The sequence below is a fragment of the Candidatus Pelagadaptatus aseana genome, from assembly GCF_040362265.1.
GTDB lineage: Bacteria > Pseudomonadota > Gammaproteobacteria > Pseudomonadales > Cellvibrionaceae > Pelagadaptatus > Pelagadaptatus aseana.
Genome location: NZ_BAABNJ010000003.1, coordinates 312,097 through 337,801, shown reverse-complemented (window position 1 = coordinate 337,801; position 25,705 = coordinate 312,097). Strand labels below are relative to the sequence as shown.

Annotated in this window: 21 protein-coding genes; 14 read left to right on the top strand and 7 right to left on the bottom strand. The window is 49.4% G+C overall.

From position 1 onward, the window contains the following. Positions 1-657, top strand: coding sequence for a TIGR04282 family arsenosugar biosynthesis glycosyltransferase (locus tag ACPXV9_RS06250; RefSeq protein ID WP_423895550.1), 657 nt, complete (start codon positions 1-3; stop codon positions 655-657). Here ACPXV9_RS06250 and ACPXV9_RS06245 read toward each other — a convergent pair. From ACPXV9_RS06245 to flgA, 4 genes are all read right to left on the bottom strand, one after another. Further along, positions 627-1,373 (bottom strand): flagellar brake protein, encoded by a 747-nt coding sequence (locus tag ACPXV9_RS06245; RefSeq protein ID WP_423895548.1) that lies wholly within the window; start codon positions 1,371-1,373, stop codon positions 627-629. The two genes, ACPXV9_RS06250 and ACPXV9_RS06245, sit on opposite strands and share 31 nt — an antisense overlap. Further along, positions 1,370-1,870, bottom strand: coding sequence for a flagella synthesis protein FlgN (locus ACPXV9_RS06240; RefSeq protein WP_423895547.1), 501 nt, complete (start codon positions 1,868-1,870; stop codon positions 1,370-1,372). Before ACPXV9_RS06240 ends, ACPXV9_RS06245 begins: the two co-directional genes overlap by 4 nt. Before the next feature lie 137 nt (positions 1,871-2,007). Further along, positions 2,008-2,322: a flagellar biosynthesis anti-sigma factor FlgM gene (gene flgM / locus ACPXV9_RS06235; protein ID WP_423895545.1), complete on the bottom strand. Its 315-nt coding sequence runs from the start codon at positions 2,320-2,322 to the stop codon at positions 2,008-2,010. A 190-nt stretch (positions 2,323-2,512) separates the two neighbouring features. Further along, positions 2,513-3,220, bottom strand: coding sequence for a flagellar basal body P-ring formation chaperone FlgA (gene flgA / locus ACPXV9_RS06230; RefSeq protein ID WP_423895543.1), 708 nt, complete (start codon positions 3,218-3,220; stop codon positions 2,513-2,515). Between the two features lie 164 nt (positions 3,221-3,384). On the opposite strand from flgA, the gene ACPXV9_RS06225 reads away from it, so the two are divergent. The 13 genes from ACPXV9_RS06225 (at position 3,385) to flgL (ending at position 22,097) form a co-directional block, all read left to right on the top strand. Beyond that, complete coding sequence (locus ACPXV9_RS06225; RefSeq protein WP_423895541.1) at positions 3,385-4,341, top strand: chemotaxis protein CheV; 957 nt, start codon at positions 3,385-3,387, stop codon at positions 4,339-4,341. Between the two features lie 121 nt (positions 4,342-4,462). Then, complete coding sequence (locus tag ACPXV9_RS06220; RefSeq protein WP_423895539.1) at positions 4,463-5,341, top strand: CheR family methyltransferase; 879 nt, start codon at positions 4,463-4,465, stop codon at positions 5,339-5,341. A 257-nt stretch (positions 5,342-5,598) separates the two neighbouring features. Continuing rightward, positions 5,599-6,003 carry a flagellar basal body rod protein FlgB gene (flgB, locus tag ACPXV9_RS06215; RefSeq protein WP_423895538.1) on the top strand — a complete coding sequence of 135 codons (405 nt, stop codon included), beginning with the start codon at positions 5,599-5,601 and terminating at the stop codon, positions 6,001-6,003. A gap of 33 nt (positions 6,004-6,036) precedes the next feature. Beyond that, positions 6,037-6,471 (top strand): flagellar basal body rod protein FlgC, encoded by a 435-nt coding sequence (gene flgC, locus ACPXV9_RS06210; RefSeq protein WP_423895537.1) that lies wholly within the window; start codon positions 6,037-6,039, stop codon positions 6,469-6,471. Positions 6,472-6,486: 15 nt separating this feature from the next. Next, entirely contained in the window at positions 6,487-7,194 is a 708-nt protein-coding gene (locus ACPXV9_RS06205) for a flagellar hook assembly protein FlgD (RefSeq protein ID WP_423895535.1), read from the top strand. Between the two features lie 143 nt (positions 7,195-7,337). Then, entirely contained in the window at positions 7,338-11,330 is a 3,993-nt protein-coding gene (locus ACPXV9_RS06200; protein ID WP_423895534.1) for a flagellar hook-basal body complex protein, read from the top strand. Positions 11,331-11,623: 293 nt separating this feature from the next. Further along, a complete protein-coding gene (locus tag ACPXV9_RS06195) occupies positions 11,624-12,367 on the top strand; it encodes a flagellar basal body rod protein FlgF (protein ID WP_423895532.1) in 744 nt (247 codons plus the stop codon). Between the two features lie 23 nt (positions 12,368-12,390). After that, positions 12,391-13,176, top strand: coding sequence for a flagellar basal-body rod protein FlgG (flgG, locus tag ACPXV9_RS06190; protein WP_423895531.1), 786 nt, complete (start codon positions 12,391-12,393; stop codon positions 13,174-13,176). 38 nt (positions 13,177-13,214) lie between these two features. Next, positions 13,215-13,913: a flagellar basal body L-ring protein FlgH gene (gene flgH, locus ACPXV9_RS06185; protein ID WP_423895530.1), complete on the top strand. Its 699-nt coding sequence runs from the start codon at positions 13,215-13,217 to the stop codon at positions 13,911-13,913. A gap of 24 nt (positions 13,914-13,937) precedes the next feature. Further along, a complete protein-coding gene (locus ACPXV9_RS06180; RefSeq protein WP_423895704.1) occupies positions 13,938-15,041 on the top strand; it encodes a flagellar basal body P-ring protein FlgI in 1,104 nt (367 codons plus the stop codon). Between the two features lie 107 nt (positions 15,042-15,148). Next, positions 15,149-16,063 (top strand): flagellar assembly peptidoglycan hydrolase FlgJ, encoded by a 915-nt coding sequence (flgJ, locus tag ACPXV9_RS06175; protein ID WP_423895528.1) that lies wholly within the window; start codon positions 15,149-15,151, stop codon positions 16,061-16,063. A gap of 205 nt (positions 16,064-16,268) precedes the next feature. Continuing rightward, positions 16,269-20,834: a flagellar hook-associated protein FlgK gene (gene flgK, locus ACPXV9_RS06170; RefSeq protein ID WP_423895526.1), complete on the top strand. Its 4,566-nt coding sequence runs from the start codon at positions 16,269-16,271 to the stop codon at positions 20,832-20,834. Positions 20,835-20,846: 12 nt separating this feature from the next. After that, on the top strand, positions 20,847-22,097 hold the full coding sequence (gene flgL / locus ACPXV9_RS06165; RefSeq protein ID WP_423895525.1) for a flagellar hook-associated protein FlgL: 1,251 nt from the start codon (positions 20,847-20,849) through the stop codon (positions 22,095-22,097). 347 nt (positions 22,098-22,444) lie between these two features. Here flgL and ACPXV9_RS06160 read toward each other — a convergent pair whose 3' ends face one another. The 3 genes from ACPXV9_RS06160 to fliS all read right to left on the bottom strand — a co-directional run bounded on the left by ACPXV9_RS06160 (position 22,445) and on the right by fliS (position 25,483). Then, a complete protein-coding gene (locus ACPXV9_RS06160; RefSeq protein ID WP_423895523.1) occupies positions 22,445-24,499 on the bottom strand; it encodes a methyltransferase domain-containing protein in 2,055 nt (684 codons plus the stop codon). A 251-nt stretch (positions 24,500-24,750) separates the two neighbouring features. Next, positions 24,751-25,032, bottom strand: a complete 282-nt coding sequence (locus tag ACPXV9_RS06155) for a hypothetical protein (protein ID WP_423895521.1) — start codon at positions 25,030-25,032, stop codon at positions 24,751-24,753. A gap of 10 nt (positions 25,033-25,042) precedes the next feature. After that, a complete protein-coding gene (fliS, locus tag ACPXV9_RS06150; RefSeq protein ID WP_423895519.1) occupies positions 25,043-25,483 on the bottom strand; it encodes a flagellar export chaperone FliS in 441 nt (146 codons plus the stop codon). Positions 25,484-25,705 lie beyond the last annotated feature (222 nt).

The following is a 25,705-nucleotide window of genomic DNA, read 5'->3' as shown; positions in this document are numbered from 1 at the left end:
ATGACTTCCAGTTGCGTTGTTCAATTTGCAAAAAGGCCGGTTCCCGGCCGTGTTAAAACCCGGATGCAACCTGACTTGTCAGAGCAGGAAAGCGTGCAATTACACATTCGCTTACTGGAATTTACCCGGTCAACTCTGTCAGCCACCCGTGATTGGGATTATCAGTTGTGGTTCAGTGAAAAATCCTTGCCTCAGGATCCGGTGTCAGATTTTTATGAAGGTGCTCAACTGCAACAGGGTGATGATCTTGGTCAGCGCATGAGCCATTGTTTTGAAACCCTGCTCGAGCGGTACGAGCAGGTGATTTTGATTGGCAGTGATTGCCCTTACTTCAGTGTTGGGCATTTACAGCAAGTTGCTGATTATTTGCTTAAAGGTTCTGAGGTTGTTCTGACGCCAGCTCATGACGGCGGTTACGTGTTGATTGCTTTACGGCGATTCAGTGCAAGCCTGTTTCAAGGCATTGAGTGGGGTACTGATCGGGTGCTGGATCAAACTCTGGAGCGACTGCAGCAACTGGCTTGGCCGTATCAATTGATGCCGGCATTGGGGGATATCGACCGGCCTCAGGACCTCAGTGATTTTTTAGGTGCGCCCGAGGCGGAGTTGGTTTTGGGTAGCGTCCTCTATGATTCTCTCTCCCGCCTGCGTGCCTGACGCTGCAGTTGGGCTATATAGCGCTCCACTTTTTTTTGTTCTGGACCAGTTAGATTGTCAAAGGCCAAGCCACATTGAGTGATTTCGGCTCGGGCAATGTGACGGGGTTGGCGGACGATCAAGCAACAGGACAATATCAGTTCACCATTGATATTGATGGTGGCATTGTCAAAGATCTCTCCGGTTTTTAATTCCGGTTTTATGTTCCCACTGAACTCGCACCCGATGCCCGTGCTGGATATATCGGTAATTTGCCCTGTCAGAGGCTTTTCGCGGTGTTGGCCGCTGAGATGAATTTCCCGAACAAGGTGACCGGGAAGATGAGTTCGATAAGCTTGACGTCGCTGCTTTCTGTAAACGAACTTCGGAAATGGCACGCTGAATGCGTTGTCCAGTTGCTCGGGGTTGGTTGTGGAAATTCGGTTGTCTTTACAGACGACCTGAATGCCTTCATAAAAACCTGTCAGAGCAAAACTGACACCCTGTTGAAGTCGCTGATTGCCTGATTCGGGGCGAATGGCATCCATGATGAATTGACGATTATCCAGATCGCACAGCAGGATCATGGTGCTGTAAATTTGACTGTCGCCTTCGATTCTCAAAGTGACCAGACTGCGGGAAAGCTGCAGCGCTCGCAGCGTTCTGTATATTTCAGTGGTTTCGCCCAGCAGTTCGCCGGCTTCTCCGCTGGAGTCATCTGGAGGAGCTGGGGTCATGCTTTGATAACGGATTGGCTATAGTGCTGAACCCGGGTGTCGCCTTTGGCAGTATAGAGACGTGGCGCATCAACTCGTTGGCCGCGGATGATGTTGAGCAGCTGCTTGACGGTCTGATGGCTGCGGGCAATGATTTTGCCGTTCTTTTCATTTTCCTGTTTGCACAGGCTAATGGTTTTCTTGAAGCGCTGCCATTGTTCAAGCAGTGCAGGCCCGCCCAGTTGGCTGATAAAGTTTTCCCACAGCTCGGTTTGCTGTTCCTGGGAGTTACCCAAATCCGGGTGTTGCGCCTGCAGCCACTGCCGGCGTGTTGCGGAACTGGATTCCAGAGTTTGCATCAGTTGCTGCTTATCAGCCAGTAATTGATCAATGGCTTGCTGATCGCGGTTGGTCAGGGCTTGATGCTCTTCACAAAGGAGTTGCTGCAATTGTTGGGCAATTTGCCAGTCCTGAGCAATCAGGGTCTGTACTTCCCGGCAATTTGGGGTCTTGGACATGGGTACCTCCAGTTTCTGGTTCTGAGATGCTCTATCTCAGTCCTGTTCTGTTGGTTGTGGGCTGCTGCGGTACTGGGATTTACCGCCAATTCCTGAGCCAACAGAAGGCAATAACAATAACAAACAGTGGGCAGGGCTTAGCTGCCGAGTAAGTCGTCCTGATTCAGCATCTTCTCTGCAATGCGTTCGGCGTTGATTTCAAACGTACCATCGGCAATGGCTTGCTTGATTTGGGCTACGCGAGAGGCATCAATATCCGGTGATGCATTTATTTGTGCTTCCAGGCGATTCAATGTATGAGCCTCACTGCTCAGAGATACGTCCTTAGCTGGGGCAGATGCCGCAGGCTTTGGAGCGCTGGTGGATCCATCTTTGCCACTGGCCGCGGCATTGGTTCTGTTTTTGGCGCCTCCTCCAGAGGAGTAGATGCCCGAGTTGGAGTCAATAATCATAGTCTTTCGTTTCCCAGTTTTTGTGTTGATCCATATAGGATCCTTGCAGCCTGTTCGCTTAAGTTACAGGTACCCTCATAGAGGTTGTCGGCACCTATAGGTATAACTTTAATATTTTTTCGGTTTTTTTTCCGGTTTTTGCCATATTGATTGAATTGCTGCTTTTCTGAACAGGAATTGTCTAAAAAGCCTACAGGGTGACGCTAACCTGTCCTTTTTCTATGACTCTGGCTTTTATAACTTTCTCCGTTGCGGTGTTTTGTACGCGAATCTGGTCGCCCAGTTTACCTTTGGTGAGGGCAATGCCGGCAATTTTAACGGAGAAATTACCACTCGAGGCGATCACGGTTACCTGATCCCCCTTTTCTACCAGAAGCGGCGGGGCCAGGCTGCTGGAGCGCAGACCTTCACCGGCTTTCAGTGGACGCCTGACCTGCATGCCGATAATCTGGTTCTTGTCTGTAATAAAGCCGGAGTTCATACGACGAATGTCACGCACTTCAGTTGTCAGGTCTGCCTCGGTCAGGTGTACCCCTTTGATCAGATCGCGACGGCTGATAACCACAGGCATCCATTGTTGTATCCGGCTGCTGATGTAAAGGCTCCAGGGCGTTGAGCCATGGCAGACCACCTGAACTGTCATGTTACTGGCGTTTTGACTTCTTGATTTGTTGTTGAGTGTCAAAGGTTCGTCACATTGTGCCAGTCTTAATCTGGGATCAAGGCGACTGACTTCGATATCAAATTTTGCCTGCGGGTATCGGTTTGACAGTTCCCGCAACAGTTTCTGCTTAACATTGAAGCTGATTTGGTTGAGGTCCTGAAGGCCTTGTGCACCGGCGTTTACAGCCACAAACAGGCTGAAAACCAATAAACGGCAAAAATTACTTATTCTCATCTTATTTGGCCTATGCTATTTAAAGCTTCTGATGAATTTGGCGGCACTTGTTAGGATATGCTAAAGCGCAAGATCTATTGGCCGCTAACTTAGGTTGAAACTGATTAAGCAAACAGCGTGCCGACAAAATCAGGCAGGTTTTAAATACGGTAGAGGGGAGATGCATGGCTGGCGTATTAGACAACGTTAACCAGCGAACACAATTAGTGGGTGAAAACCGCCTGGAACTATTGCTGTTTCGATTGGGTGGTAAGCAAATTTATGGGATTAACGTTTTTAAGGTGAAGGAGGTACTGCAGTGCCCACCTTTGAATGAAATTCCGAAACGCAGCCCTGTGGTAAGAGGGGTGGCCCATATCCGCGGCGGGACCATATCCATTATGGATATGAATTTGGCCATAGGGCGTCAGCCGCTAGAGGCTTTAGAAAGCTGTTTTGTCATTATTACCGAATACAACCGTTCTACTCAGGGTTTTCTGGTCAGTGGTGTTGAGCGGATCGTCAATATGAACTGGGGCGATATTCATCCACCACCACGTGGTGCTGGCAGAGAGAACTACCTGACGGCGGTGACAGAGGTGGATGGCAATCTGGTAGAAATTATCGATGTTGAAAAGATTCTGGCTGAAGTTAGCCCGATCAATGAAGAAGTCAGTGAGGAATTGATTGAGGACGGTATCGCAGAGCGCGTTGTGAAGCGTCATATTCTTATCGCTGACGATTCCACGATTGCCCGCAAACAGATTCAGCGTGTGGTTGAAAGTCTGGGAATCCAGACCACGGTGAAAAAGGATGGTCGTGAGGCTCTGGAGTATCTGCAGGGAATGGTCGAAGATGGCAAAGACCCTTACTCTGAGTTGATTATGGTTATTTCCGATATTGAGATGCCGGAGATGGATGGCTATACCCTGACCTCTGAGGTTCGCAATGATGCCAGACTCAAGGATTTGTACATTGTGCTGCATACGTCACTGAGCGGGGTATTCAATGAGTCCATGGTCAAAAAAGTAGGCGCTGATGAATTTCTCGCTAAATTTAATCCCGATGAATTGGCCAAACGAGTGAATCAGCGCGTATTGGAAATGACGGGTGAGGCGATTGTGGAAGAAGAGGAAGAGTAAAGCTTAAAAAAGCTTTATAATCGCTATTGTCGTGCTAACAGCCCGGCAATAACGTCCCGAGCCTTAGCGAGGGATCTCTTAGATGTTTCTGTATCGTATCTGATATTGTTTGCGGGGTTTCATGGCCACAGATTTTAAGGCAACTGCTCGATCCACTTCGAGTGCCATCGGAGGCAATCTCAATCCCGCTGAGTTTGAGCAGTTTCGTCGGTTTCTCAAGGATGCCTGTGGCATCTCTCTCGCTGAAAATAAACAATATCTGGTAACCACACGGATTCGCCGAATTCTGTCTGACAACAATATCGCCAGTTTGGGCGAGCTGGTAACCATGATGGGTGGCTACCGCAATGCAGCGCTCAAACAGCAGGTTATTGATGCCATGACGACCAACGAAACCTTCTGGTTTCGTGATACCTACCCCTATGATTATTTGAAATCTACTCTGCTGAAAGAGGTTATGGCAGAGAAGGGGATTGGACCTGTCAAAATATGGTCGGCAGCTTGTTCATCCGGTCAGGAACCCTATTCCATCAGTATGACGGTAGAGGAATTCAGGCGGCAGTCCATGGGGAATTTGCCGCGGCAGGTTGATATTGTTGCCACCGATTTATCCAGTGCCATCCTGCAGCAGGCTAAATCTGCCGAGTATGACAAGATGTCGGTGCTGCGAGGTCTGACGCCGGAACGCCTCGATGCTTTTTTCGATAAATTGCCCAATGATATGTGGCGAGTGAAGCCGGCAGTGAAAAACCGGGTTCAGTTTCGCTCACTCAATTTGCAGGATTCTTTCAGTACCCTGGGCAAATTCGACATGATTTTCTGCCGCAATGTATTGATCTATTTTTCGGCGGAACTGAAAGAAGATATTCTGCGGCGTATGCATCAAATTCTGAAGCCCGGAGGTATGTTGATTCTGGGTTCATCTGAAGGCTTGGCCGGTGCGGCTGAGTTGTTTGAAATGGTTCATTGCAAGCCTGGAATCATGTATCGCGCCAAGTAGTTGGCGTTCTTTTCTGAAAGTTTTTCTTCAAACTTTTTCACCTCGTGCTGTTGGGCGGCAATCGTTTGCCGCTCGCTGTATTCCCTTGATTGACGTTACTGTTGCCAGCGAAAGCGGCAATCGTTTGCCGCTTTGGCTGATCTCGATAAGATCGTTAATTTCTTTTTAAAACAGCCTGTTACGGTTCTTTTATTTTTTTGGCATAGCTGTTGCTTCTTGTCCTGAAACGAAAACTTTAGGGTTCAAGCGACAGAAAAATGGCTATCAATTTTGAAAATGCTTTGGGTATTCACGAAGACGCTATGCGCTTTCGTGCCAAACGAGCTTCCATCCTTGCCAATAACCTGGCCAATGTGGATACGCCTAACTACAAGGCGCGTGATATGGATTTTAAAACCGCGTTGGATAACAAGATGAATGCTCATGGCAAACCGCTGGAGCTGGCTACGACTCATAACAGTCACCGCGAAGCCAAAGGACTGCTGGAAGATGATGGTGGTCTGTTGTATCGCACGCCAGAGCAGCCAGCCATCGATGGCAACACAGTGGAAGAGCACGTAGAACACGCCAAGTTCATGGAAAACTCTCTGGATTTTCAAACCAGTTTCACGTTGCTTAACAGCAAGTTCAAAGGGCTTAAAACTGCCCTGCGTGGCGAATAAAGATTAACAGCAGGGCATTAAGAGGATTACACAATGGCACTTGGAAATGTATTCAATATCGCAGGTTCGGGTATGAGCGCTCAAAGTGTGCGCATCAATACCACGGCCAGTAATCTGGCCAATGCCCAAACCGCCAGTTCGAGTATCGATGAAACCTACCGGGCCCGTAAGCCAGTGTTTGCAGCGACTTACAACAAGGCTATGGATCTCGGTGCGCCTCAGGTTAATGCTGACAGTGAAGCCGGTGTTCGAGTCATGGGGATTGTGGAAAGCGATGCCCCTTTGCAGCCACGCTATGAACCTCATCACCCAATGGCCAATGAAGAGGGTTATGTCTATTACCCCAATGTCAACGTAGTGGAAGAAATGACAGACATGATTTCCGCCTCCCGATCTTTTCAGGTGAATGTGGAAGTGATGAATAACGCCAAGCAAATGGTTCAGCGAGTGCTGACCCTGGGTCAATAACGGAGAGTTTGAGTCATGACAGATATCAGTGCCATCAGTGGTTTTGAAAATCTCACCATTGATTCCAAAACCAAAGAAGCTCCCAAAAGCAATGAGCTGGGTAAAGATGCTTTTCTGGAATTAATGTTGGCGCAGATGGAAAACCAGGACCCGCTGAGCCCCAAGGAAAACAGTGCCATGGTGGCGGAACTGGCTCAGTTTTCTCAGGTAGAAAATCTGGATCAGTTAGCCAACAGTTTTGAAGAACTGAGCAATAACCTGATGTCCGGGCAAACCTTACAGGCCACTTCACTGGTTGGTCGCGCGGTGACGGTTCCCGGTGATACCGCCAGTCTGGGACTGAATAATGTGGTATCCGGCAGTGTTGAATTGCCTGCCTCCACCACCGACATGACGTTGAATATCTACAGTGACGCAGGATCTCTGGTTGAGTCTGTACCTCTTGGGTTCCAGCCCAAGGGCGACATGTTGTTCCGTTGGGACGGCTACAACATGGAGGTCAACGGTGAATTGATCGATTGGCAGTCCAGTCATGAAGAGGGGCTTCCAGCGGGTACCTATACCTTTGAGGCTTCAGCAAACCTTGGCGGCGATATGACGCAACTGGATATGGCTTTGAGCCACAACGTCAACAGCGTGACGTTAGAAGACAGCGGTGATTTGACCCTGAATCTGGCGGGTGTCGGCCCGGTTAGCATGGCGCAAATCAAGCAATTTAATTAGTGAAGTATTCAACAATGTCATTCTGACAACCGCAGGGCGGAAGAGTCTTCAGGAGATCCTTCGCTGTGCTCAGGATGACATAGAAAGAATTTGTGAGGTGCAGCCAGAGCTTGCATCGATAAAACAAGAAGCAGGAGAGTAACATGCCATTTAATACAGCACTCAGTGGTATTCGGGCGTCAAATGCCGACTTGAAGATCACCGGTAATAACATTGCCAATGCTTCAACGGTCGGTTTTAAGGCCTCACGGGCTGAATTTGGTGATGTTTATGCCACCACGATTCTGGGGGCTGGCAGCAACACCATCGGTAGTGGTGTCCGGCTGCAGGACGTTGCCCAACAATTTACTCAGGGCAATATTTCCTTTACCGAAAACTCTCTGGATCTGGCGATCAGTGGTAGCGGCTTCTTTGTTCTGGATAATGGTGGTGATCAGGTATTCAGCCGCGCCGGTACGCTTGGATTGGATAAAGACGGCTTTATCGTCAATAACGTTGGCGCTAATTTGCAGGGTTTTCAGGCGGATGCCAACGGTGTAGTCGGGGGCGTGCTGGGCGATCTGCAGATTCAGACGGGCAACCAACCGCCAAGACAAACCACATTGGTTGAATCCACCCTGAACCTGGATGCAACCGAGGAAGTACTGCAGCGCTCCGGCACCACCTTTGTCACCGACGGCAATGCCATTGGTGTCAGTCAGGTGGGACTGCTCAATGACACCACCTCTACTTTGCTGTCAGGCAGTTTTAACCTGCCACTGGTTAACGATTTTACCCAGACCCCAATCACCTTCGATGTGCAGCTCAGTGGTGCCACATCAAATAATGGTACCGTCTCGGTACAGCTGGATAATGCGGCTGGTGCGCCGGCTGCCATTAATACCTTTAATGACCTGCGCACGCTGGCTGGTGTGATTAACTCTCAGCTGTTTTCACCAACGGTTAACTCCTCGCAAGATCCTATTGATGTGATTGCGGTTGCTGTGGATGACGGTGGCGGTGATTACCACCTGGAATTTCAAGCGCTGGTTTCCGGTGAGTCCTCTCAAGTGAGTGTCACTAACGGTAATACCAATTCACCGGCTGTCACCGATCAGGCCGCTACCGTGTTTACAGTACCAACACCGGATTTCACCGCAATTGACCCACCGGCACCGGCTTCTGCGTCGGGTTCGGCCACGGTTGATGCCACTGTGGTTTCCACCATTGCTGGCGGTGGTGCCAGCACGGTGACTCTGAGTGCCAATGGTACTCAGGTAACTCTGGATATCGAAGCGGCAGCCATTGCTGCCGATGCGGTAACCCCGGGTCTGAATAACGATGACGTAAACCAGTTGGTTACCCAACTGAATGTCCTGATTGGCGGTTCCGCTCTGGCCGGTCAGATTCAGGCGGTCAACAATAACTTCCCGGCGGGTTCAGGTTCCATCAGCTTTGAGACGATTGCTACCGGTGCTACCCAGACTCTATCCATTGACAGTCTGGCGGGTACGGATTCTCTCGGTTTGACTACGCCATTGGGTCTGCAGAATACCGGCAGCGACGGTGCCGGTTTTGAAATCTCTGTAAATGGCACCGCTCCGGTTCGGGTCATTATTGGCGATATTGGGCCGCAGGCGACTTTGGCGCAGCTGGAAGCTCAATTGAATGCGCGTTTGGATACCGCAGTGGGTTCCGATCTGGCGGACGTTCACGTTGATGCCGCTACCGGCCGGGTTTACTTTGAAACCAACAACGACGGTGCCACCAATACCATTCAAATTACACAGGTAGTAAACACCGATATTCTGGGGCTGCAGGGCGCCAGTGGTTCACCTAATCTGGTCAATGCCTTGTATCGAGGTGGTGATGCAGCCTCGGTTCTGGGTTTGCCTGTAGGCGGTGGGCGTATTTCCGACAGCAGTGGTCAGGCAGCCGTAGACAATGGCTACCCTTTGCAATCAATCGATATCACGGATCCCGATGGCAACGTGGTGACTTACAGCGCCGTTGAGGGTAACTCTGCAGCGGAAACGGCCTCCGAGATGAATGCACTGTCCGGTGTTTCGGCTACGGCCACTACCATGGCAACTCTCTCCAGCTTTACCAACATCAACGGTAACAGTGTGGTTACACTGAATAATGTTGCCCTGACTGGTGACACGCTGCAGGATCTGGAAACCCAAATCAATGCGCTGACCACTTCTACCTTGCCCGGTGTCTCGGCCACTTTTGATGCTGCAACCGGTACGTTGGCCGTGGAATCCTCTGTGGGTGATGATCTGGTGTTTGAATTCAGCAGTACGGACGACGGCGACTCCATTGCCATTCAGGGGGATACCTCCACCGTTGGCAGTATTTTGGAGGCTGATCCTCTTAACAATGGCACGGCAACGGCCACTGTTGCTCAGACCCCGAATGCCAGTACCGTTGTGACCGGTTCTGAAAACTGGTGGACTCAAGTTCCGTCGCCGACTCTGGATCTGTCCGTCGATGGTCAGGGTTTTGTTACGGTGGACCTCGGTGGTATTAATAACGATTTGATTCTGAACGGCAGTACCCCCGTGGCTGGTACGACTCTGGACACTGTCCTGTCAACCGCCATGACCACGACTTTTGATTTAACCATCCAGGGCCCAGCAGTGGCCAACGTCGATTTGACCGGTTTTGTTGATGGCTCAGCGGTGACGCCAGCCCAATTGCAAGCTCAGATTCAGGCAGCCGTAGACGCCGCAACGGTAGCGCCTGGTGATGTGATCGTTAATATGGATCCCACCAATTTTGCCTTGAGTTTCTCGACCGCAACCACGGGTGTCGCCGGCAGTATTCTGTTGGACAATGTGGGGGGTGGTTTGGATACTCTCAATCTGCTGACGATTCAAACGGCCATGGGTGGCGCTGCCGATCTGGGTGCTGCTCCTGATCCAGCTACAACTCTGGCGGCCGTTCAGGCTGCAGTGGATACCGCCGCCGGTGTTGGTAATGTGACTGTGGCTCTGGATGCGGCTACCAACCAGATCTATTTTGAAACCGGACAACCCGGTATCAACCACTCGGTACGGATTACCAATGTCACCAACGATGTGTTGGGTTTGAATACGGTGCCTAATCTGGTGGGCACGCTGTATCAGGGCGCAGATGGTGCCAATAACCGCGCCGAAGGCGTGAATGGCAACCCCAGTGCGGTGATTGTCGGTGGCGCCATCGATATTGTCTTGGATGAGGGCTATACCGCTACCGATCCGACGCCTCCGGCCATTGGTTTGTTTGGTCCGTTTACGGCAACCACTTTCCAGCCATTCGTGATCAACCAGTTTGATCCGAACGATCAGACCACCTACAACCATGCGACTTCGGTTACCATTTACGACAGTCTGGGTAACTCCCATATCGCGACCCAGTATTTTGTGAAACAACCTTACGATCCGGCCGATCCAACCACATCGCAGAACCACTGGCAGATGCATGTGTTGATTGACGGTGCCGATGTGGGTGATCCAATCACCACCCTGCCGCCACCAGACAATACTCTGCCGACTCGCGCGACCTTTAACCTGTTCTTTAACCAGGATGGTACCGCCAATACGCTGTTGTCCGATGAGGTGTTGATCTCCAACTGGGAACCACTGGATGCTGATGGTCAGCCGAATGGTGCCCTGGGTCCACAGAATCAATTGCAGGGAGGTACTTTGCCCATCCCTGAGCCTCCAAGCAGTTCCAACTTTGCCATTGATCTGATGGGCACCACACAGTTCGGTAGCGACTTTGCCGTGAATGATGTGGACCAAAACGGCTTTACTACCGGTCGTTTGTCCGGCATCAGCATTGATGACGACGGTATCATCTTTGCCCGCTTTACCAATGGTGAGGCCCAGACGCTGGGACAGATTGCCTTGGCTGAATTTGCCAACTCTCAGGGTCTACAGCCGGTGGGTGATACCATGTGGGCTGAGAACTTTGAATCCGGTGTGCCGAACATTGGTACACCCGGCACGGCGGCACTGGGTGTGATTCAGTCTGGCGCGGTGGAAGAGTCCAACGTGGATCTGTCCGAACAATTGGTGAATTTGATTATTGCCCAGCGTAACTTCCAGGCAAACTCGAAGACCATTGAGACGGCTAACCAGACTACCCAGACCATTATTAATCTTCGTTAATAAATAGAGATCCTTCCTCCCTTTGGTCGTCAGGATGACGTTAGCAGCGGTCGTCATGATGACAGGGAGGATGTCAGGTTTATGGTGGCGCAAATCCGTGTCACCCTGAATCAAGTGACGCCATGTCATCCTGAACGAAGTGGCGCCATGTCATCCTGAACGAAGTGAAGGATCTCTTACCCTTTATCCTCCCTTTTCTATCGATTGTTTCTGGCACATCCCTTGCATTTTCTCTGTGTAGAACTCTCAGGTGACAATAAACCGGCACCTGAAAATTTGAACCGGAGATCGTCATGGATAAAGCGCTATATATCTCAATGACCGGGGCCAAGAACAACATGATGGCCCAGGCAGCGCACTCAAATAATCTGGCCAACGCCAATACCACGGGTTTCCGTGCTGACTTTGCTCAGGCACGCAGTATGGGGGTTTATTACGGCGACGGGCATCCTACCCGCGCCTACGCCATGACCGAAAATCCGGCCACCAATTTTGTACCCGGGCCGTTGATTGAAACCGGCCGTGATCTGGATATTGCCATTGAAGGGGAGGGTCTGATTGCCGTTCAGGATCGCGCGGGCCAGGAAGCCTACACCCGAGTCGGTGATTTGTCGGTAGACGCCAACGGTATTCTGCGAACCAGCACAGGCCTGCCCATTATTGGCACGGGAGGTCCAATCTCGATTCCACCGGATCAGAAAATAATGATCTCCAACGACGGTATTGTCAGTGTTCAGATTCTCGGTGATGGACCGGAAGAATTGGCTCAGGTAGATCAGATCAAACTGGTCCGTCCGGTTTGGGAAGATATTGAAAAGGGCGAGGACGGCCTGATTCGCCTGAAAGATGGTGGCATTGCGCCGGTGGATGTCAATGTCACTGTGGCGCCGGGATTTGTGGAGGGCAGTAACGTCAACACCATCCATGAATTTACCGAGGTGTTGAGCCTGTCACGCCAATACGAAATGCAATTAAAAATGATGCAGACGGTTGAGAAGAACTCGGAATCTTCCTCCAAGTTGCTTTCTCAATCCTAATTTTCACTTGATGAGGTGAACCTATGCACGCCGCACTATATGTCAGTAAAACCGGGTTAAGCGCTCAGGACAAACAGCTGAGCACCATTTCCAACAACCTGGCCAATGCCTCGACGGTGGGTTTTAAACGCGATAGGGCGGTGTTTGAAGACCTGCTGTATCAGATTCAGCGCCAACCGGGTGGTCAGACCAACCGCGACAATGAATTACCCTCCGGTTTGCAGCTGGGTGTGGGTGTGCGTGTGGCGGGTACCAATAAACAGTTTACCGAAGGGACTTTGCAGGTCACCGAGCAAGCGCTGGATTTGGCGATTGATGGTCGCGGCTTCTTGCAGGTGTTGTTGCCCAATGGCGATACCGCTTACACCCGTAATGGTCAGTTGCAAATTAATTCCGATGGCGATCTGGTGAACTCCAGTGGCCTGTTGATGGAACCCAACATCAATGTACCGGAAGGCACCAACAAAATTACCATTGGTACCGATGGCATCGTCAACGCCTATCAGGAAGGTGATCCAAACCCGACGCAAATCGGTCAGTTTGATTTGGTGGATTTTATTAATCCTTCCGGTCTGCAAAGTGTCGGTGGCAACCTGTTTCTGGAAACAGCCGCCAGTGGTGATCCCATCAATGGTACGCCCGGTGAAAATGGCATGGGCGAAATCCTGCAGGGCACACTGGAAAATTCCAATGTGGATATTGTTGAAGAGATGGTGAATATGATCACCACCCAGCGGGTTTACGAGCTCAACTCGAAAGTCGTATCGACGGCCGATTCCATGTTGCAGTTTATTACCCAAACCCTGTAATGATGTAACCGGTTGCTGAAGCGTTAGAGGTAATAGATATGCTCTCCAAATTATTTAAAAATCTGGCAGTCGTGGGTGCGGTAGCATCACTGAGTGCCTGTGTGATTCAGCAACCTCCGGTTCCGGGTGACCCGCGCTACGCTCCGGTTTATGACCCTGCCATGGCGGTTCCCAGAGCCAATGAAGGTGCTATTTATAGGCCGGATTACGGCATGTCGCTGTTTGAAGATCGTAAGGCACACAGAGTAGGGGACATTATTACCATTGTTCTCAATGAAAGAACCTCCTCGACCAAGACAACCAATGTATCCATGACCAAGGAAAGTGAACTGGATTTTAATGAAAACAGTGCAGGCAATACCTTGCTGGGTTCCAATCCTACGTTCAGCAATTTAGGTTTGGCTACCAATCTGGAACAGAACCGGGAATTTACCGGAGAGGCAGACGCCGATCAGAGTAACCAGCTCGATGGCAGTATCACTGTGACGGTTTCCGAAGTACTGGTGAATGGTAACTTGGTCGTTCGCGGAGAAAAGTGGATGACGTTGAATCGTGGTGATGAATACATCCGCATCAGCGGCATCATTCGCCCTGATGATATTTCTCCGGATAATGAGATTATGTCTACCAAACTTGCCAATGCGCGCATTACCTACAGTGGCACCGGACAATTGGCTGACAATACAGCAGCAGGGTGGTTAACCCGATTCTTTAACAGCCCAATTTGGCCGTTCTAATTTGTCGGAAGTGAGTGTGTGAAGATGAAAAAAATTCTGACGATTGTCTCAATTGCTCTGGGGCTGATGAGTACACCGGCCATGTCAGAGCGTATCAAAGATTTGGCATCCATTGCCGGTGTTCGATCCAATCAGCTGGTGGGCTATGGCCTGGTGGTTGGACTGGATGGCAGTGGTGATCAAACCAATCAGACGCCGTTTACGACCCAGTCTTTTAACAGCATGATGAAGCAATTTGGCATCACCATTCCCGAGGGTGCCCGGATGCAGCTTAAAAACGTTGCGGCGGTTTCTCTGCATGCTGAACTGCCGCCTTTTGCCAAACCTGGTCAGGAAATTGACGTGACCATCTCGTCCATCGGTAACGCCAAAAGCCTGCGTGGCGGCAGTTTGTTGATGGCACCTTTAAAAGGGATTGATGGTAATACCTACGCCATTGCTCAGGGTAATTTGATTGTGGGTGGCTTTGGTGCCGAGGGTGCTGACGGTTCCAAAATTACGGTCAATGTCCCCAGTGTTGGTCGCATTCCCAATGGTGCCGTGGTAGAGCGCTCGGTGCCCGATAATTTTTCCAATGGCAAACCCATTGTCTTTAATTTGCACCGCTCGGATTTTACGACGGCCAAACGTGTTGCTCAAAGCATTAATGAATTGCTAGGCCCCGATGTGGCACGGCCCATGGATTCAACTTCCATTATGGTCGATGCCCCTGTTAACCCGGCCCACAAGGTTAATTTTCTGTCACTGCTGGAAAACATCGAAGTAGATCCCGGCGAAGAGGCTGCCAAGGTTATTATCAATTCCCGCACCGGTACCATCGTGGTGGGGCAGAATGTCCGGGTTAAACCCGTAGCCGTTACTCATGGCAGCCTGACGGTAACCGTGGATGAAGCGGTGCAAGTCAGTCAACCGGATGCTCTGGCAGATGGTACAACGGTGGTGTTACCGGAAAGCAATGTGGGGATTGATGAAGAGAAGAACCCCATGTTCAAGTTTTCACCGGGTCCAACGCTGGATGATATTGTCCGGGCGGTGAATCTGGTTGGCGCGGCGCCCGGCGATTTGATGGCCATCCTGGAGGCCATGAAACAGGCCGGCGCCTTACAGGCCGAGTTGATAGTGATATAGCAATTCAGTAGTTTAACAACGTTTTTCGCACCCCTGGCCAGGCTTCGAATACAGAGGCGGAGTCTGCCCAGGGTTTGCGAAAGGCCATTCCCGACGTTGGAATTATTATGATGGATCAAAAAGCAGGTATGGCCCTGCAGCAGGCACAATCCAACTATACGGACCTCAACAGTCTGCAGGGAATTCGACGTCTTGGTGCCAAAGATAAAGATGCGGCCCTTGAACAGATTGCCAAGCAGTTCGAATCCATTTTAATGCACAGCATGCTCAAGAGTATGCGCCAGGCCAATGCCGTCTTTGAAAAAGACAGTATCTTCAATAGCTCCGAGATGAATTTTCATCGCGATATGCTCGATCACCAATTGGCGCTTTCATTAAGCGAAGGCAAGGGTGTCGGACTGGCTGATGCATTGGTTCGCCAGTTAAGACGCAATTACGGTTCTGCTGATCAGGCGAAAAATAATGGTGAGCTGGGGCAGCTTGACGAACCATTTAAAGCCAAGAAGTATTTGCAAGAGGTTACCTCGGTTGGAATCAAAGCCCCTCTGGCTGAGACACCGGAAGAGTTTGTTAAGGCGGTCATGCCCCACGCTAAAAAAGCCGCAGAGGAACTCGGTGTTAATCCCAAGATTCTGGTGGCTCAGGCGGCTCTGGAAACCGGCTGGGGCAAGCATGTGATCCACAATACCCGTGGTGAAAACAGTTTTAACCTGTTTAACATCAAGGCTGACAGTCGATGGGATGGCGACAGTGTTCAGGTGCGTACCTTGGAATATCGCAATGGTTTGCCCAAACCTGAGGTGGCAGCATTTCGCCGCTATGAATCTTACGGGCAAAGTTTTGCCGATTACGTTGATTTTCTGCAGTCTAATCCAAGATATAAAGATGCGTTGCAAAAGGCATCCGAACCCTTAGAGTACATTCAGGGGCTGCAAGATGCCGGTTATGCCACAGACCCGGCTTACGCTAAAAAGATTACCAATATCTTTCATGGCAAAACTGTCAATTTAGCGAGTTTGTGATAATTCCTGCATGTCATCCTGAACGTATGTGAAGGATCTTTTGGAGATTCTTCTTCCCTTCGGTCATCAGAATGATAGTATTTAGAAAGTCATCAGAATGATAAACCTATAATTATTCTTGGCGCACTTTTTGCAATTTTCATTTGAAGAAATGATTTCGCTGTTTATTTGACGCAGCAAAAACTTTGCAAAGAGAGAAACCCCCATGGGTGCGGACTTATTAGGTATTGCGGTATCCGGTTTAAAAACCAGCCAAGCGCAAATCAGTACCACCGGCCATAACATCACTAATGCCAATCAGGAAGGTTATTCACGTCAGCGTGTTGATGTGGGTACCAATCCGGCCATTTATTCCGGTTCTGGTTATGTGGGCACCGGGGTTAATGTTCAGTCCATTGAACGCATTGCCAATGAATTTCTCACGTCACAAATACGCCTTGATTCCACCGCGTTTAACGAGTTAGATGCATTTGCCCAAAAGGTGGGTGAAATCGATAACCTGTTGTCCAACGAAGCCATTGGTTTATCGGATGGTTTGAGTAACTTTTTTGGTTCTTTGCAAGCCGCAACGGACGATCCGACGTCCATCCCCGTCAGGCAGTTGGTGTTGGCGCAGTCCGAGGTTTTGGCACAGCGCTTTTCCAGTTTGTACGGTCGCTTTGATGAAACCAATGATATTGTTAATCAGGAGCTAAAAGCCACCGCCAGTATGGTTACCTCGCTGGCCAATGGTCTGGCTGGTCTGAATAAGGCGATTGTCAATGCCACTTCTCAGGGGGCGGGTAATCCTCCCAATGATTTGCTGGATGAACGTGATGAAACTTTGCGCCAGCTGTCCGAGTTGGTATCAGTAACCACCTTTGAGCAAGCCGATGGGGCGGTGAATGTCTTTATCGGTAATGGCCAGCCACTGGTTGTGGGTCAGGTCGCCAGTGAAATGCAGGCGGTGAATGGTGAAACCGATCCGACCCGCTATGATCTGGTGTTTGTGAATGATGGCTCCAGTCAAATTGTCACAGACAGCATAACTGGTGGTCGTCTTGGTGGGCTGCTGAACTACCGTAATGAAGTGCTCGATCGATCCTTTAATGAACTGGGTCGAATCGCTTTGACCTTTACCGAAGCCATGAATTATCAACAATCGGTGGGGTTGGATCTGAATGGCAACTACGGTGTGCCGTTGTTTGATGATATCAATTTAAGACAGGCGACATTGGATCGCGCCGTCCCAAGCAGTCTGAATGCCAATCCGCCGGATCGGGTTGTCAGTGTGGCGATTACCGATGCGACGGCCTTGGGCAACAGCGATTATACACTCAGTTTGACCGGCTCCGGTCCCGACGGTTACGAGCTGGTCAGGAACTCCGACGGTGAGCTGGTTCAATCTGGCGGTCTGTCGGCGCAAAGACCTACCAGTATCGAGTACGAAGGGTTTTCCATCACTCTGGAACAGGGTTCGTTTCAGGACGGTGATCGCTACCGCATAATGCCCACCCGTTTTGCCTCACAAAATGTTGATGTGGTGGCAACGTCCCCTGAAGTGCTGGCATTTGCTTCACCGGTATCCACAGTCAACAACCTGGCCAATACCGGGACCGGCAAGATTTCTCAAGGTGATGTGCTGCAAACCATTGACCCTTTAACGGGAGAGCGTTTACCTGCTTTTTCGGTTGATGGTGCTCTGAATCCACCGGTTATGGTGAAGTTTACTTCACCAACAACCTATGATGTGCTGGATGTCAGTGATCCCAACAACCCCAAAAGTTTGACGCCTCCTTTTGAGGGGCAAACCTTTATTCCGGGGCAAACCAATCAGATATTTCCAACGGAACCCGGTCAGACGGTGATGGTGAGCGATGGCTTTAATGCCAATCGTATTCCCAGCCAATCCGAGGTGGTGTTCGGAACAGCCGGGATCAGCATCCCCAATACCTATTTAGCGGAAGAAATAACCGTCACCTATACCGACCCTGTTACTGGCGTTAGGGTTGATCAGCCCAATGTGGTGGTTAATGCCGGCGATTCTGCTGAAGAAATAGCCTTTCAGTTATCGTCGCGAGATGGCGTCACGGCCATTGCTTCTACGGAAACCCAGATCAGGGTATCCGACAATGGACCGGGCCAATTACAGGATTTTAATTTACTGCTGAATGGCGTCAATTTGCGCAATGAGCTGGGACTGCTGTTTTCGCCAAGTGCTGTGCCAACCCCGGTTACCAACGACATGATTGCCGATGCCATCAATTTCAGCGGGGCTCTTCAGCAGCAGAATATTACTGCGGTCAGTAATGGTGACAGCATTACAATCAAAGCGTCTACCGGTGCGGATCTGAAGTTTGAGATGCAGGGAGCGGAAGGTGATTTTGTTGAAATAAAAGGCGATCAGAAACCGACCCTTCTGACCACGGGAGTGGTTACCGGTGGCGTGGATCTCAGTGCCGGTGGTTTCAGCAGTTTTGATATCGATTTATTTGATGGACCAAATGGTTTAAGTAACCCCAAGACAATAGAGCTGTCCGGAATTTTTCAAACACCGGAAGAATTGATCAGTTATCTGGAAAATCAAATCGATATCGCTTTTGATGTGCCGGGTAAAGTGAGTGTTGAATTCCGCGATGATGGCACCTTGCAGTTTGTCAATAATGATAATGGCCCCTTGGCAAAAATGCAGATTGGTAATCTGGTCGGTAGCGATCCCCTCGGGTTGTCAGCGGCCGCATTGCAAGGTGTGGTTCAGCCCAGTGATATTGTGAGGCTTGACGGCGCTTATCAATTTCCTTCGGTTACAGCCGGTGTCAATATTGCCAATGGTGCTGACTTTTCAGTCGGCGGCCCTCACAGCTTCGACGTTGATTTGAATGACGGAGTTTTTGGTGCCAATAATCCGGTGACCATTAACCTCAGTGGTGTCTACACCGATCCTCAGGACATTGTGGATGTGGTGCAAAGTCAGTTGGATGCCTTTTATGGTGCCGATAAAGTCATTGCCAGTGTCTCCTCTGAGGGCCGGTTGGAGATTACCAACTACACCTATTTGGCTGATTCCAGTACCGGCGGCTTGAGTATTTCCAATAATTACAGCTTCACTGATGGTACGGCGCCCAGTCCGCTGTCATTTGATCAGGCCGAGGTGGACTTTGAATTTGATGGGGCGCTGCCTTTGGTTGTTGCGCCGGGTGCCAACACGTTTGCCATCAGTGTTAACGCTTCTCCAATCGCCGATATTACCGTTCCCAGTGGCAGCTATGCCTCGCCAACGTTATTTGCCGCGGCACTGAATACTGCGCTGGTTGCCTACGATGCGACTGCCACCGTCAGTGATGATGGACGCAGTGTGCTGGTAACGGCCGACAATCTGGGTGAAGCACTGATATTTGGACCGGGGGCTGTCAACCCCATTCAGGCCAATCCTCAGGATGATTTGGTGACTCATCTGGGGCGCACCGCGGTGATTACCGATCCGGCTGGTTTTATCGGGTTGGGTATTGCCGATGATGAAAATATTGGTCTCAATGTAGATGGTGTCGGCACCTTACCTTTGCCACTGGATTTTGATGCACCGGGATACGTTAATGGCCCAGGTAATCCACCAACCAATACCGCTGAGCTGGTATCCCTGTTGAATGCCAGCTTTGCGGCGTCACCGGCTGGGTCAGGCGTTACAGCTTTTGAAGATGGTGGGCAAATTATCATTGCCTCGTCAAATCCGTTGGGATCCGTACTGATTACTACCGACAGTACGACACCGCTTGCGGCCAATACCAATATGGGCAGTTCTGGCCCGGTTACTTCTGTACCATTTCCGCCGGCAACATCGGGCACCGCTACAACCAGTTCTTTCAATGTTGATCATATTGGTAACTTTGAAGATGCCTATGGTAATCCTGCGCCCTTGACTGTCGTTACCGGAGTTAATGACAGTTTTGAAATTTCGGTTGATGGCGGAACTACGTTTACCACTTATCAGATCCCGGCAGGAACCTATAGCAACCTGATTGGTTTTGCAGCGGCAATCGATGGCGCCACGGGCTCTGATGTCAGTGTTGAGGTGTCAGGCTCGTCTCTGTTGATTACCGATTCCAATAGCGGGCTGGGCAGCCAGGTTAGATTGGGTAATGGCAGCTTTGCCATTACCGGGCCCGATGCTGTCAATATGGAACGGGCCCAAATTCAGGTAAACAATATTCAGGGCAGTGATCCACTGGGTATGCAGGTGGCTGAGCTGCAAGGTGTGGTTCGCGGTGAAGATTTCGGCATGGTCAATGGTGTAACCATATCCGGTGAAGTCAATGTGACACTGGAAGAAAACTTTTCCATGACCACCGATGCCATCGATGCCGGCAATGTTTTTCGCCCCGGAACAGAGGCGGTTTCCAATTATCTTGGTTACACCTTTGATATCAGTGGTAATCCGGATGTGGGGGATGAGTTCTTTGTCAATTTTAATGAAGATGGTGTCAGTGATAACCGCAATGCATTGAAGTTTGTTGAAGTGGAATCGATGCAGTTAATTGGGGGTAATGCATCGTTTCAGGAGTCCTACAGTAATCTGGTTGAATTTGTTGGCACCATTACCGCGGAATCCAATATCAATCGTGAAGCGGCGGGTGAAATTCTCGAGCAGTCCAATGCATTAAGAAATTCCATTGCCGGGGTCAACCTCGATGAAGAAGCGGCCAATTTGATTCGCTATGAGCTGGCGTATAACGCCTCATCAAGAATTATCAGTGTTGCCAGAGATCTGTTCGATACTCTGTTGGCGGCATTCTAAGGAGAAATTTTTATGCGTATTTCATCCTTGCAATCATTTGTAACTGGTACCTCGCAGATTATTGACTTGTCTGGTCAGGTTAATAAAACCCAGGAACAAATTTCCAGAGGTACCCGAATATTGACGCCTTCGGATGATCCGGTGGCATCCAGCCAGATTCAAAAACTGAATCAGGAAAACAATATTCGTGAACAATATATGGACAACATCAACCTGCTCAATAGCCGGTTGGAACTGGAAGAAAGTGTCCTCGACAGTGCTAATGATACCATTATCCGGATTCGCGAACTGGCGATTCAGGCGAATAATGGTGCATTGACCGTCGATGATCGTCGGGCTATTGCCGCTGAAGTGGAAGTCCGGATGACTGAACTGGCGGATTTGATGAATACCAAAGATGCCAGTAACGAATATTTGTTTTCCGGTTTCAAGGGCAGTACGGTTCCTTTTCTGGATAACGGCAGTGGCAACTACACTTATCAGGGTGATGAAGGACAACGATTTGTACAGGTTGCTGCGAGTACATACATTCCAAGTAACGATTCGGGTAAGGAAGTGTTCGTCAATGTTTCCAGTGCGGATCCAACGTTTCAGGCCTTTGATAATCCCAATAATCGAGGCAATCCACCAGCGACTATTTCTACGGGATTCGTTTACGACCAGGAAGAATTCAATCAGTTTTATCCGGAAGATTATATTATCGAGTTTCAAAACCCGGATGATATGACCCTGCTCGGCAAATCGCCGTCGCTGAATTACAACATTATTCAGAAGTCAGATGGTCGCGTAATAGAATCCAATGTCCCTTACACCAGCGGTCGTGACATTCAGTTTAATGGTATCAGCATCAAATTGTCTGGTGTCCCGGCTACGGGAGACAGCTATCTTGTGGAGTCCAAAGATACTCAGGATATTCTGACAACGGTTAACCGTTTTCTTGATGGCATGCGCAGTCTGACTCTGTCACCTGATGATCAGGAGAGCTATCAAAACCTGATCAGCACCACCATTGCCAATCTTGATCATGCTCAAACGTCGATATTGGAAACGCGCTCTCAAATTGGTGCACGCCTCAATACCATTGATTCGACTCAGGCACTTCATGAAGAAGTGGAAATTGTCACCACGGAACTGTTGTCAACGTTGCGTGATCTGGATTATGCCGAGGCGGTCAGTCAGCTGACTTTTGAAAGTTTTGTGCTGGAAGCGGCACAGCAAAGCTATGCCCGGATCAGTGGGTTGTCGTTGTTTAATAGCCTGTAAGTGAGAGATTCATCCTTCCTTCGGTCGTCAGAATGATATTTTTTGTGGCGTGGACGGATGTTGGGTCTGGATGACAATAAACGAATGTGAAGGATCTCTCTCCAGGTACACAAATTGAAGACAATAAAAAGCCGGGACTGTTTCCCGGCTTTGTTTCTTCCTGAGTTTACTCAGACTTCCGAATAATCATCTACGTAAGATTCATCGTCAAAGTCTACTTCACTCTCTTCTAACAGATCTTCTAAATAATCTTCCATTTTCTTTACCTCTTTCTTAACTATCCTTATCGACATTACTCGATTTGTGTGTCCCTTTTATGACAAATCGATTGAAATATAGTTCCACTCTTATTGGTTTTTCAAGTAAAACTGATACATGGCAGAGAAAATTTGCGGAATATCATCCTCAAGCTGCTCCCAGTTGGCCAAATCGGTACGGGCCTGATCGAGAGGGAAGCGCTCATCGTAGGCCTTCAGGTAGTCACTCTGCACCTGAACAAAGCCAAGGAATTCCATCCCCAGATTATCAATAAGTTGCTTTAACGAGGTTGGGGTAAAGCGGTGTTCCTGAACATGGAACAACAGGTCTCGACAACCGCTCATGCTGTAGAAGTCGGCTGATTGTACAATTTGCGGAAAGCCGTTGGCATTCTTTAGTACCTCCCGTCGAAAGTCTCTGATGACCCGGCTGTTGGTTTCCGGATAGAGCTCACTGATCAAATTACGGCAGCCAACCACTTCGGAGCGTGCCCGCTCACTGTACAGGCCAACCTTTAACAGGCCGTGTGTCTTGAGCAGGTTCTTTAATATTTGAGCGCCTTCGAGAGGGTCCGCCATATGGTGTAATACACCGGAACATTCGATGATATCGAAACGCTTATCAAAGTTGCCGAGATTGAGAATGTCCGCCTGAATAAACTCGATATTATCCAGCTTGTATTTTTTTGCCATGGTGTTGGCATAGGACAAACTGTGCATGCTGACATCGATGGCGGTGACATTAACGCCACGGAAGTAGCGGGCTACCTGAATGGCGTGGCGGCCTGTGCCGCATCCAGCGATCAGGATATCCAGCGAATCGGAGAAAAAGTGTTTGTCCGCCTTATGCAAAGGCAAAGCTTTTTCCAGTGCCACACCGTAAGTGGTGGGCGTCAGAAAATCCAGGCTCAACCAGCGAGGGTAGGGGTTGATTTCATACTGGGCTTTTACCGCTTTGGACGTCTGGTTGGTGATGTCTTCATGAACCAGAATACCTGCAGTTGACTCCCCGTCTTCCTGTTTGTCGAGCCAGGTGATTAGCTGGAATATTTCTGGTTGCCAACATTTATCCCTACGTGACAGCAGTTCTATGATTTGCATCCGCGACAAGGTGCTCTTCAGTGGTCGGTAGAGCAGGGCCTTCAGCAGATTTGTCTGCTGCTGTTGCAGGCTGTCCAGATCGGCTTTGCTTAATTGTTGGCAAATGATCTCCAGTTGGGCTGCTTCACTCTCGGTATAACTCAGTACGTATTCATTGTTATAGAGCTGATAAACCAGAGAAGACATCAAGTGAATCTCGTCCGGGCCAGCCAGTTGATTATCGAGGGTCAGGAAGTAACCACGCAGATCACGATTGAGCTCTTCAATTTTGGGGTTGCAGAAAAAGAGTTTACGTAAACCTTCGTTGTAAAGTTTGTCCTGACACAGCTTTGATAAGTCCACCTGTGCTTCACTGGAATCCAGTTTGTAGCGATGCACTAACAGAGACTCGATGATATTACTTAGGTCCTGATAGTTAACGTCTTTCCAGTTCAGGTAATCAACCAGAGCTTTACCTAAATGCTCGTTGTCGTAATCTGCTTTGAGTTGTTTCATGCACTCAAACAGTTTGGAGCGGATGTGATCATCTTCCGGTTTGATTTTGGCCAGCTTGGTGTAGTGCTGGAAAGCCGCGGCTATCTCGCCTTTATTCAGTTTGGTGAATGCATAGGAGGTATGAGCCCTGAAGAAAGTGGCATCAAGACTGATGCATTTTACAAATGCCTGCTCAGCGTTGTTGAGATTACCCATGGCAAGTTGCACCTGACCATAGCTGTACCAGGATGTGGCTGAGTTTTTATCAATGGCAAGCGCGGCCTGAGCAATCGTTTCCGCCAATACCAGATGATTTTGGTCCAGACGGACTCTGGCGAGAACATTGAGTGCTTCGATATTGGTCGGGTCGAGAGCGAATACTTCTTCGGCTAAATCAATACTGCGTTCCTGCAGATCCGCTACTTCCGATACGCTCAACTTTTCAGATCGGGTTTCCTGATACAGGTTGATGGCGTCGCTGAGTAGTTGCGCGATTTGTAGTTGTTCTTTCTTGCCCAGCGTTACAGGAGTTTCAGTTGATGTTAACGCTGCTGCGTGTTGAGTATTCATGGCTCTATCCGCTTGAGAAAATTATCCAAGCGGTAAAATGCATAGATCGGGCCAGATGGGAAAAGTTGTTTTAAATCAGTGTGTTGAGAATATTATGTTGAGCGATTTGGAGGAGAGGGGAAAAGAGTTGCCGCTTTTTTGACTGGATGGAGATAGATTCTTCCTCCCTGTGGTCGCCAGAAAGACAGGGATCCGGGAAACCAGAGCCATGTCATTCTGAGCGTAGCGAAGGATCTGTTAATCCCAAAGCGCTAAATAGAAAGATACTGCTTGCTGGCTTGGAGTCCACGGTGCAGGCTCTGATTATCCTGCTTAAGTTCAGCACTGTCCTTCTCGCAGGCCTCAATACTGAGATGATAGGCGTACATCAGTTTTTGCAAATCATCCATCAGAGCTTTCGCTTCCTCAGGGGTTTTGCACAACTCAACCTTGCGACCAACGTTGCGCTTGAGATTTTGGTCGAGGTCTGCAACCTGCTGCCAGTCTTTCGATTGGGTCGCGGTTTCGAGTTGTTCGGTCAGTTCACCAATCATGGCTACGTTCTCACTTGCTCAATGGGAGTGGTTGGCGCTCGACGCTGGCGACACTGACACCGGCATCCGGAAGCTTGTCTTCCAGCTCTTTCCAGCCATCGTAAATAGTATCCAATAGACCATAAACTTCATCAATAGTGTCCGGGCAGTTCTTCAAATTAGCATGAAACAGGCGGCGAGCCATGTAATCGTAGAGATTGTCCAGGTTGTTGGTCATCTCTTCGTCGTGCTTGTGTTCCAGTGAGTTTTTCAGGCAGTCAATAATGTCGGCGGCTTTGCCAATAAAATGATTGCGACCGGCAATATCGTTGTTGGCGATACAGCCTTTGGCTGAAACCATGCGATCCAGAGCGCCCTGCATAAGCATGGAAATGACCTTATAAGGAGAGCTGTCAATGGCTGCCGATGCCTGGGCATGACGGTACTGCTGCATGGCGTTTTGTCGGTACATAGGGACAGTCTCCTGAGTTTTATAAGGTGTTATCCAAGATAAACAGCTTATCGACTGATGGGGGGCAGGCTTTAGGAAATTATTGGTTAAATTTTCTTTCTTCTTATTTATATAAGCGTTGATTTTTTCAAGGATAAGGCCGTTGCCATAAAGCCGGCTATTTAAAAATGTTTTTGAAAACAGTTGTTTATGTTTCCCTGATGGGCTCTTTCTCATAAAAAA

What these genes read in the sequence shown, in the direction of transcription:
- flgM (WP_423895545.1), bottom strand. Translation starts at nt 2,322, where the DNA reads ATGATTATTGACTCCAACTCGGGCATCTACTCCTCTGGAGGAGGCGCC.
- ACPXV9_RS06160 (WP_423895523.1), bottom strand. Translation starts at nt 24,499, where the DNA reads ATGAATACTCAACACGCAGCAGCGTTAACATCAACTGAAACTCCTGTA.
- ACPXV9_RS06200 (WP_423895534.1), top strand. Translation starts at nt 7,338, where the DNA reads ATGCCATTTAATACAGCACTCAGTGGTATTCGGGCGTCAAATGCCGAC.
- ACPXV9_RS06240 (WP_423895547.1), bottom strand. Translation starts at nt 1,870, where the DNA reads ATGTCCAAGACCCCAAATTGCCGGGAAGTACAGACCCTGATTGCTCAG.
- flgK (WP_423895526.1), top strand. Translation starts at nt 16,269, where the DNA reads ATGGGTGCGGACTTATTAGGTATTGCGGTATCCGGTTTAAAAACCAGC.
- flgA (WP_423895543.1), bottom strand. Translation starts at nt 3,220, where the DNA reads ATGAGAATAAGTAATTTTTGCCGTTTATTGGTTTTCAGCCTGTTTGTG.
- flgL (WP_423895525.1), top strand. Translation starts at nt 20,847, where the DNA reads ATGCGTATTTCATCCTTGCAATCATTTGTAACTGGTACCTCGCAGATT.
- ACPXV9_RS06180 (WP_423895704.1), top strand. Translation starts at nt 13,938, where the DNA reads ATGAAAAAAATTCTGACGATTGTCTCAATTGCTCTGGGGCTGATGAGT.
- ACPXV9_RS06155 (WP_423895521.1), bottom strand. Translation starts at nt 25,032, where the DNA reads ATGATTGGTGAACTGACCGAACAACTCGAAACCGCGACCCAATCGAAA.
- flgH (WP_423895530.1), top strand. Translation starts at nt 13,215, where the DNA reads ATGCTCTCCAAATTATTTAAAAATCTGGCAGTCGTGGGTGCGGTAGCA.
- ACPXV9_RS06205 (WP_423895535.1), top strand. Translation starts at nt 6,487, where the DNA reads ATGACAGATATCAGTGCCATCAGTGGTTTTGAAAATCTCACCATTGAT.
- flgC (WP_423895537.1), top strand. Translation starts at nt 6,037, where the DNA reads ATGGCACTTGGAAATGTATTCAATATCGCAGGTTCGGGTATGAGCGCT.
- flgB (WP_423895538.1), top strand. Translation starts at nt 5,599, where the DNA reads ATGGCTATCAATTTTGAAAATGCTTTGGGTATTCACGAAGACGCTATG.
- fliS (WP_423895519.1), bottom strand. Translation starts at nt 25,483, where the DNA reads ATGTACCGACAAAACGCCATGCAGCAGTACCGTCATGCCCAGGCATCG.
- ACPXV9_RS06245 (WP_423895548.1), bottom strand. Translation starts at nt 1,373, where the DNA reads ATGACCCCAGCTCCTCCAGATGACTCCAGCGGAGAAGCCGGCGAACTG.
- flgJ (WP_423895528.1), top strand. Translation starts at nt 15,149, where the DNA reads ATGATGGATCAAAAAGCAGGTATGGCCCTGCAGCAGGCACAATCCAAC.
- ACPXV9_RS06225 (WP_423895541.1), top strand. Translation starts at nt 3,385, where the DNA reads ATGGCTGGCGTATTAGACAACGTTAACCAGCGAACACAATTAGTGGGT.
- flgG (WP_423895531.1), top strand. Translation starts at nt 12,391, where the DNA reads ATGCACGCCGCACTATATGTCAGTAAAACCGGGTTAAGCGCTCAGGAC.
- ACPXV9_RS06250 (WP_423895550.1), top strand. Translation starts at nt 1, where the DNA reads ATGACTTCCAGTTGCGTTGTTCAATTTGCAAAAAGGCCGGTTCCCGGC.
- ACPXV9_RS06195 (WP_423895532.1), top strand. Translation starts at nt 11,624, where the DNA reads ATGGATAAAGCGCTATATATCTCAATGACCGGGGCCAAGAACAACATG.
- ACPXV9_RS06220 (WP_423895539.1), top strand. Translation starts at nt 4,463, where the DNA reads ATGGCCACAGATTTTAAGGCAACTGCTCGATCCACTTCGAGTGCCATC.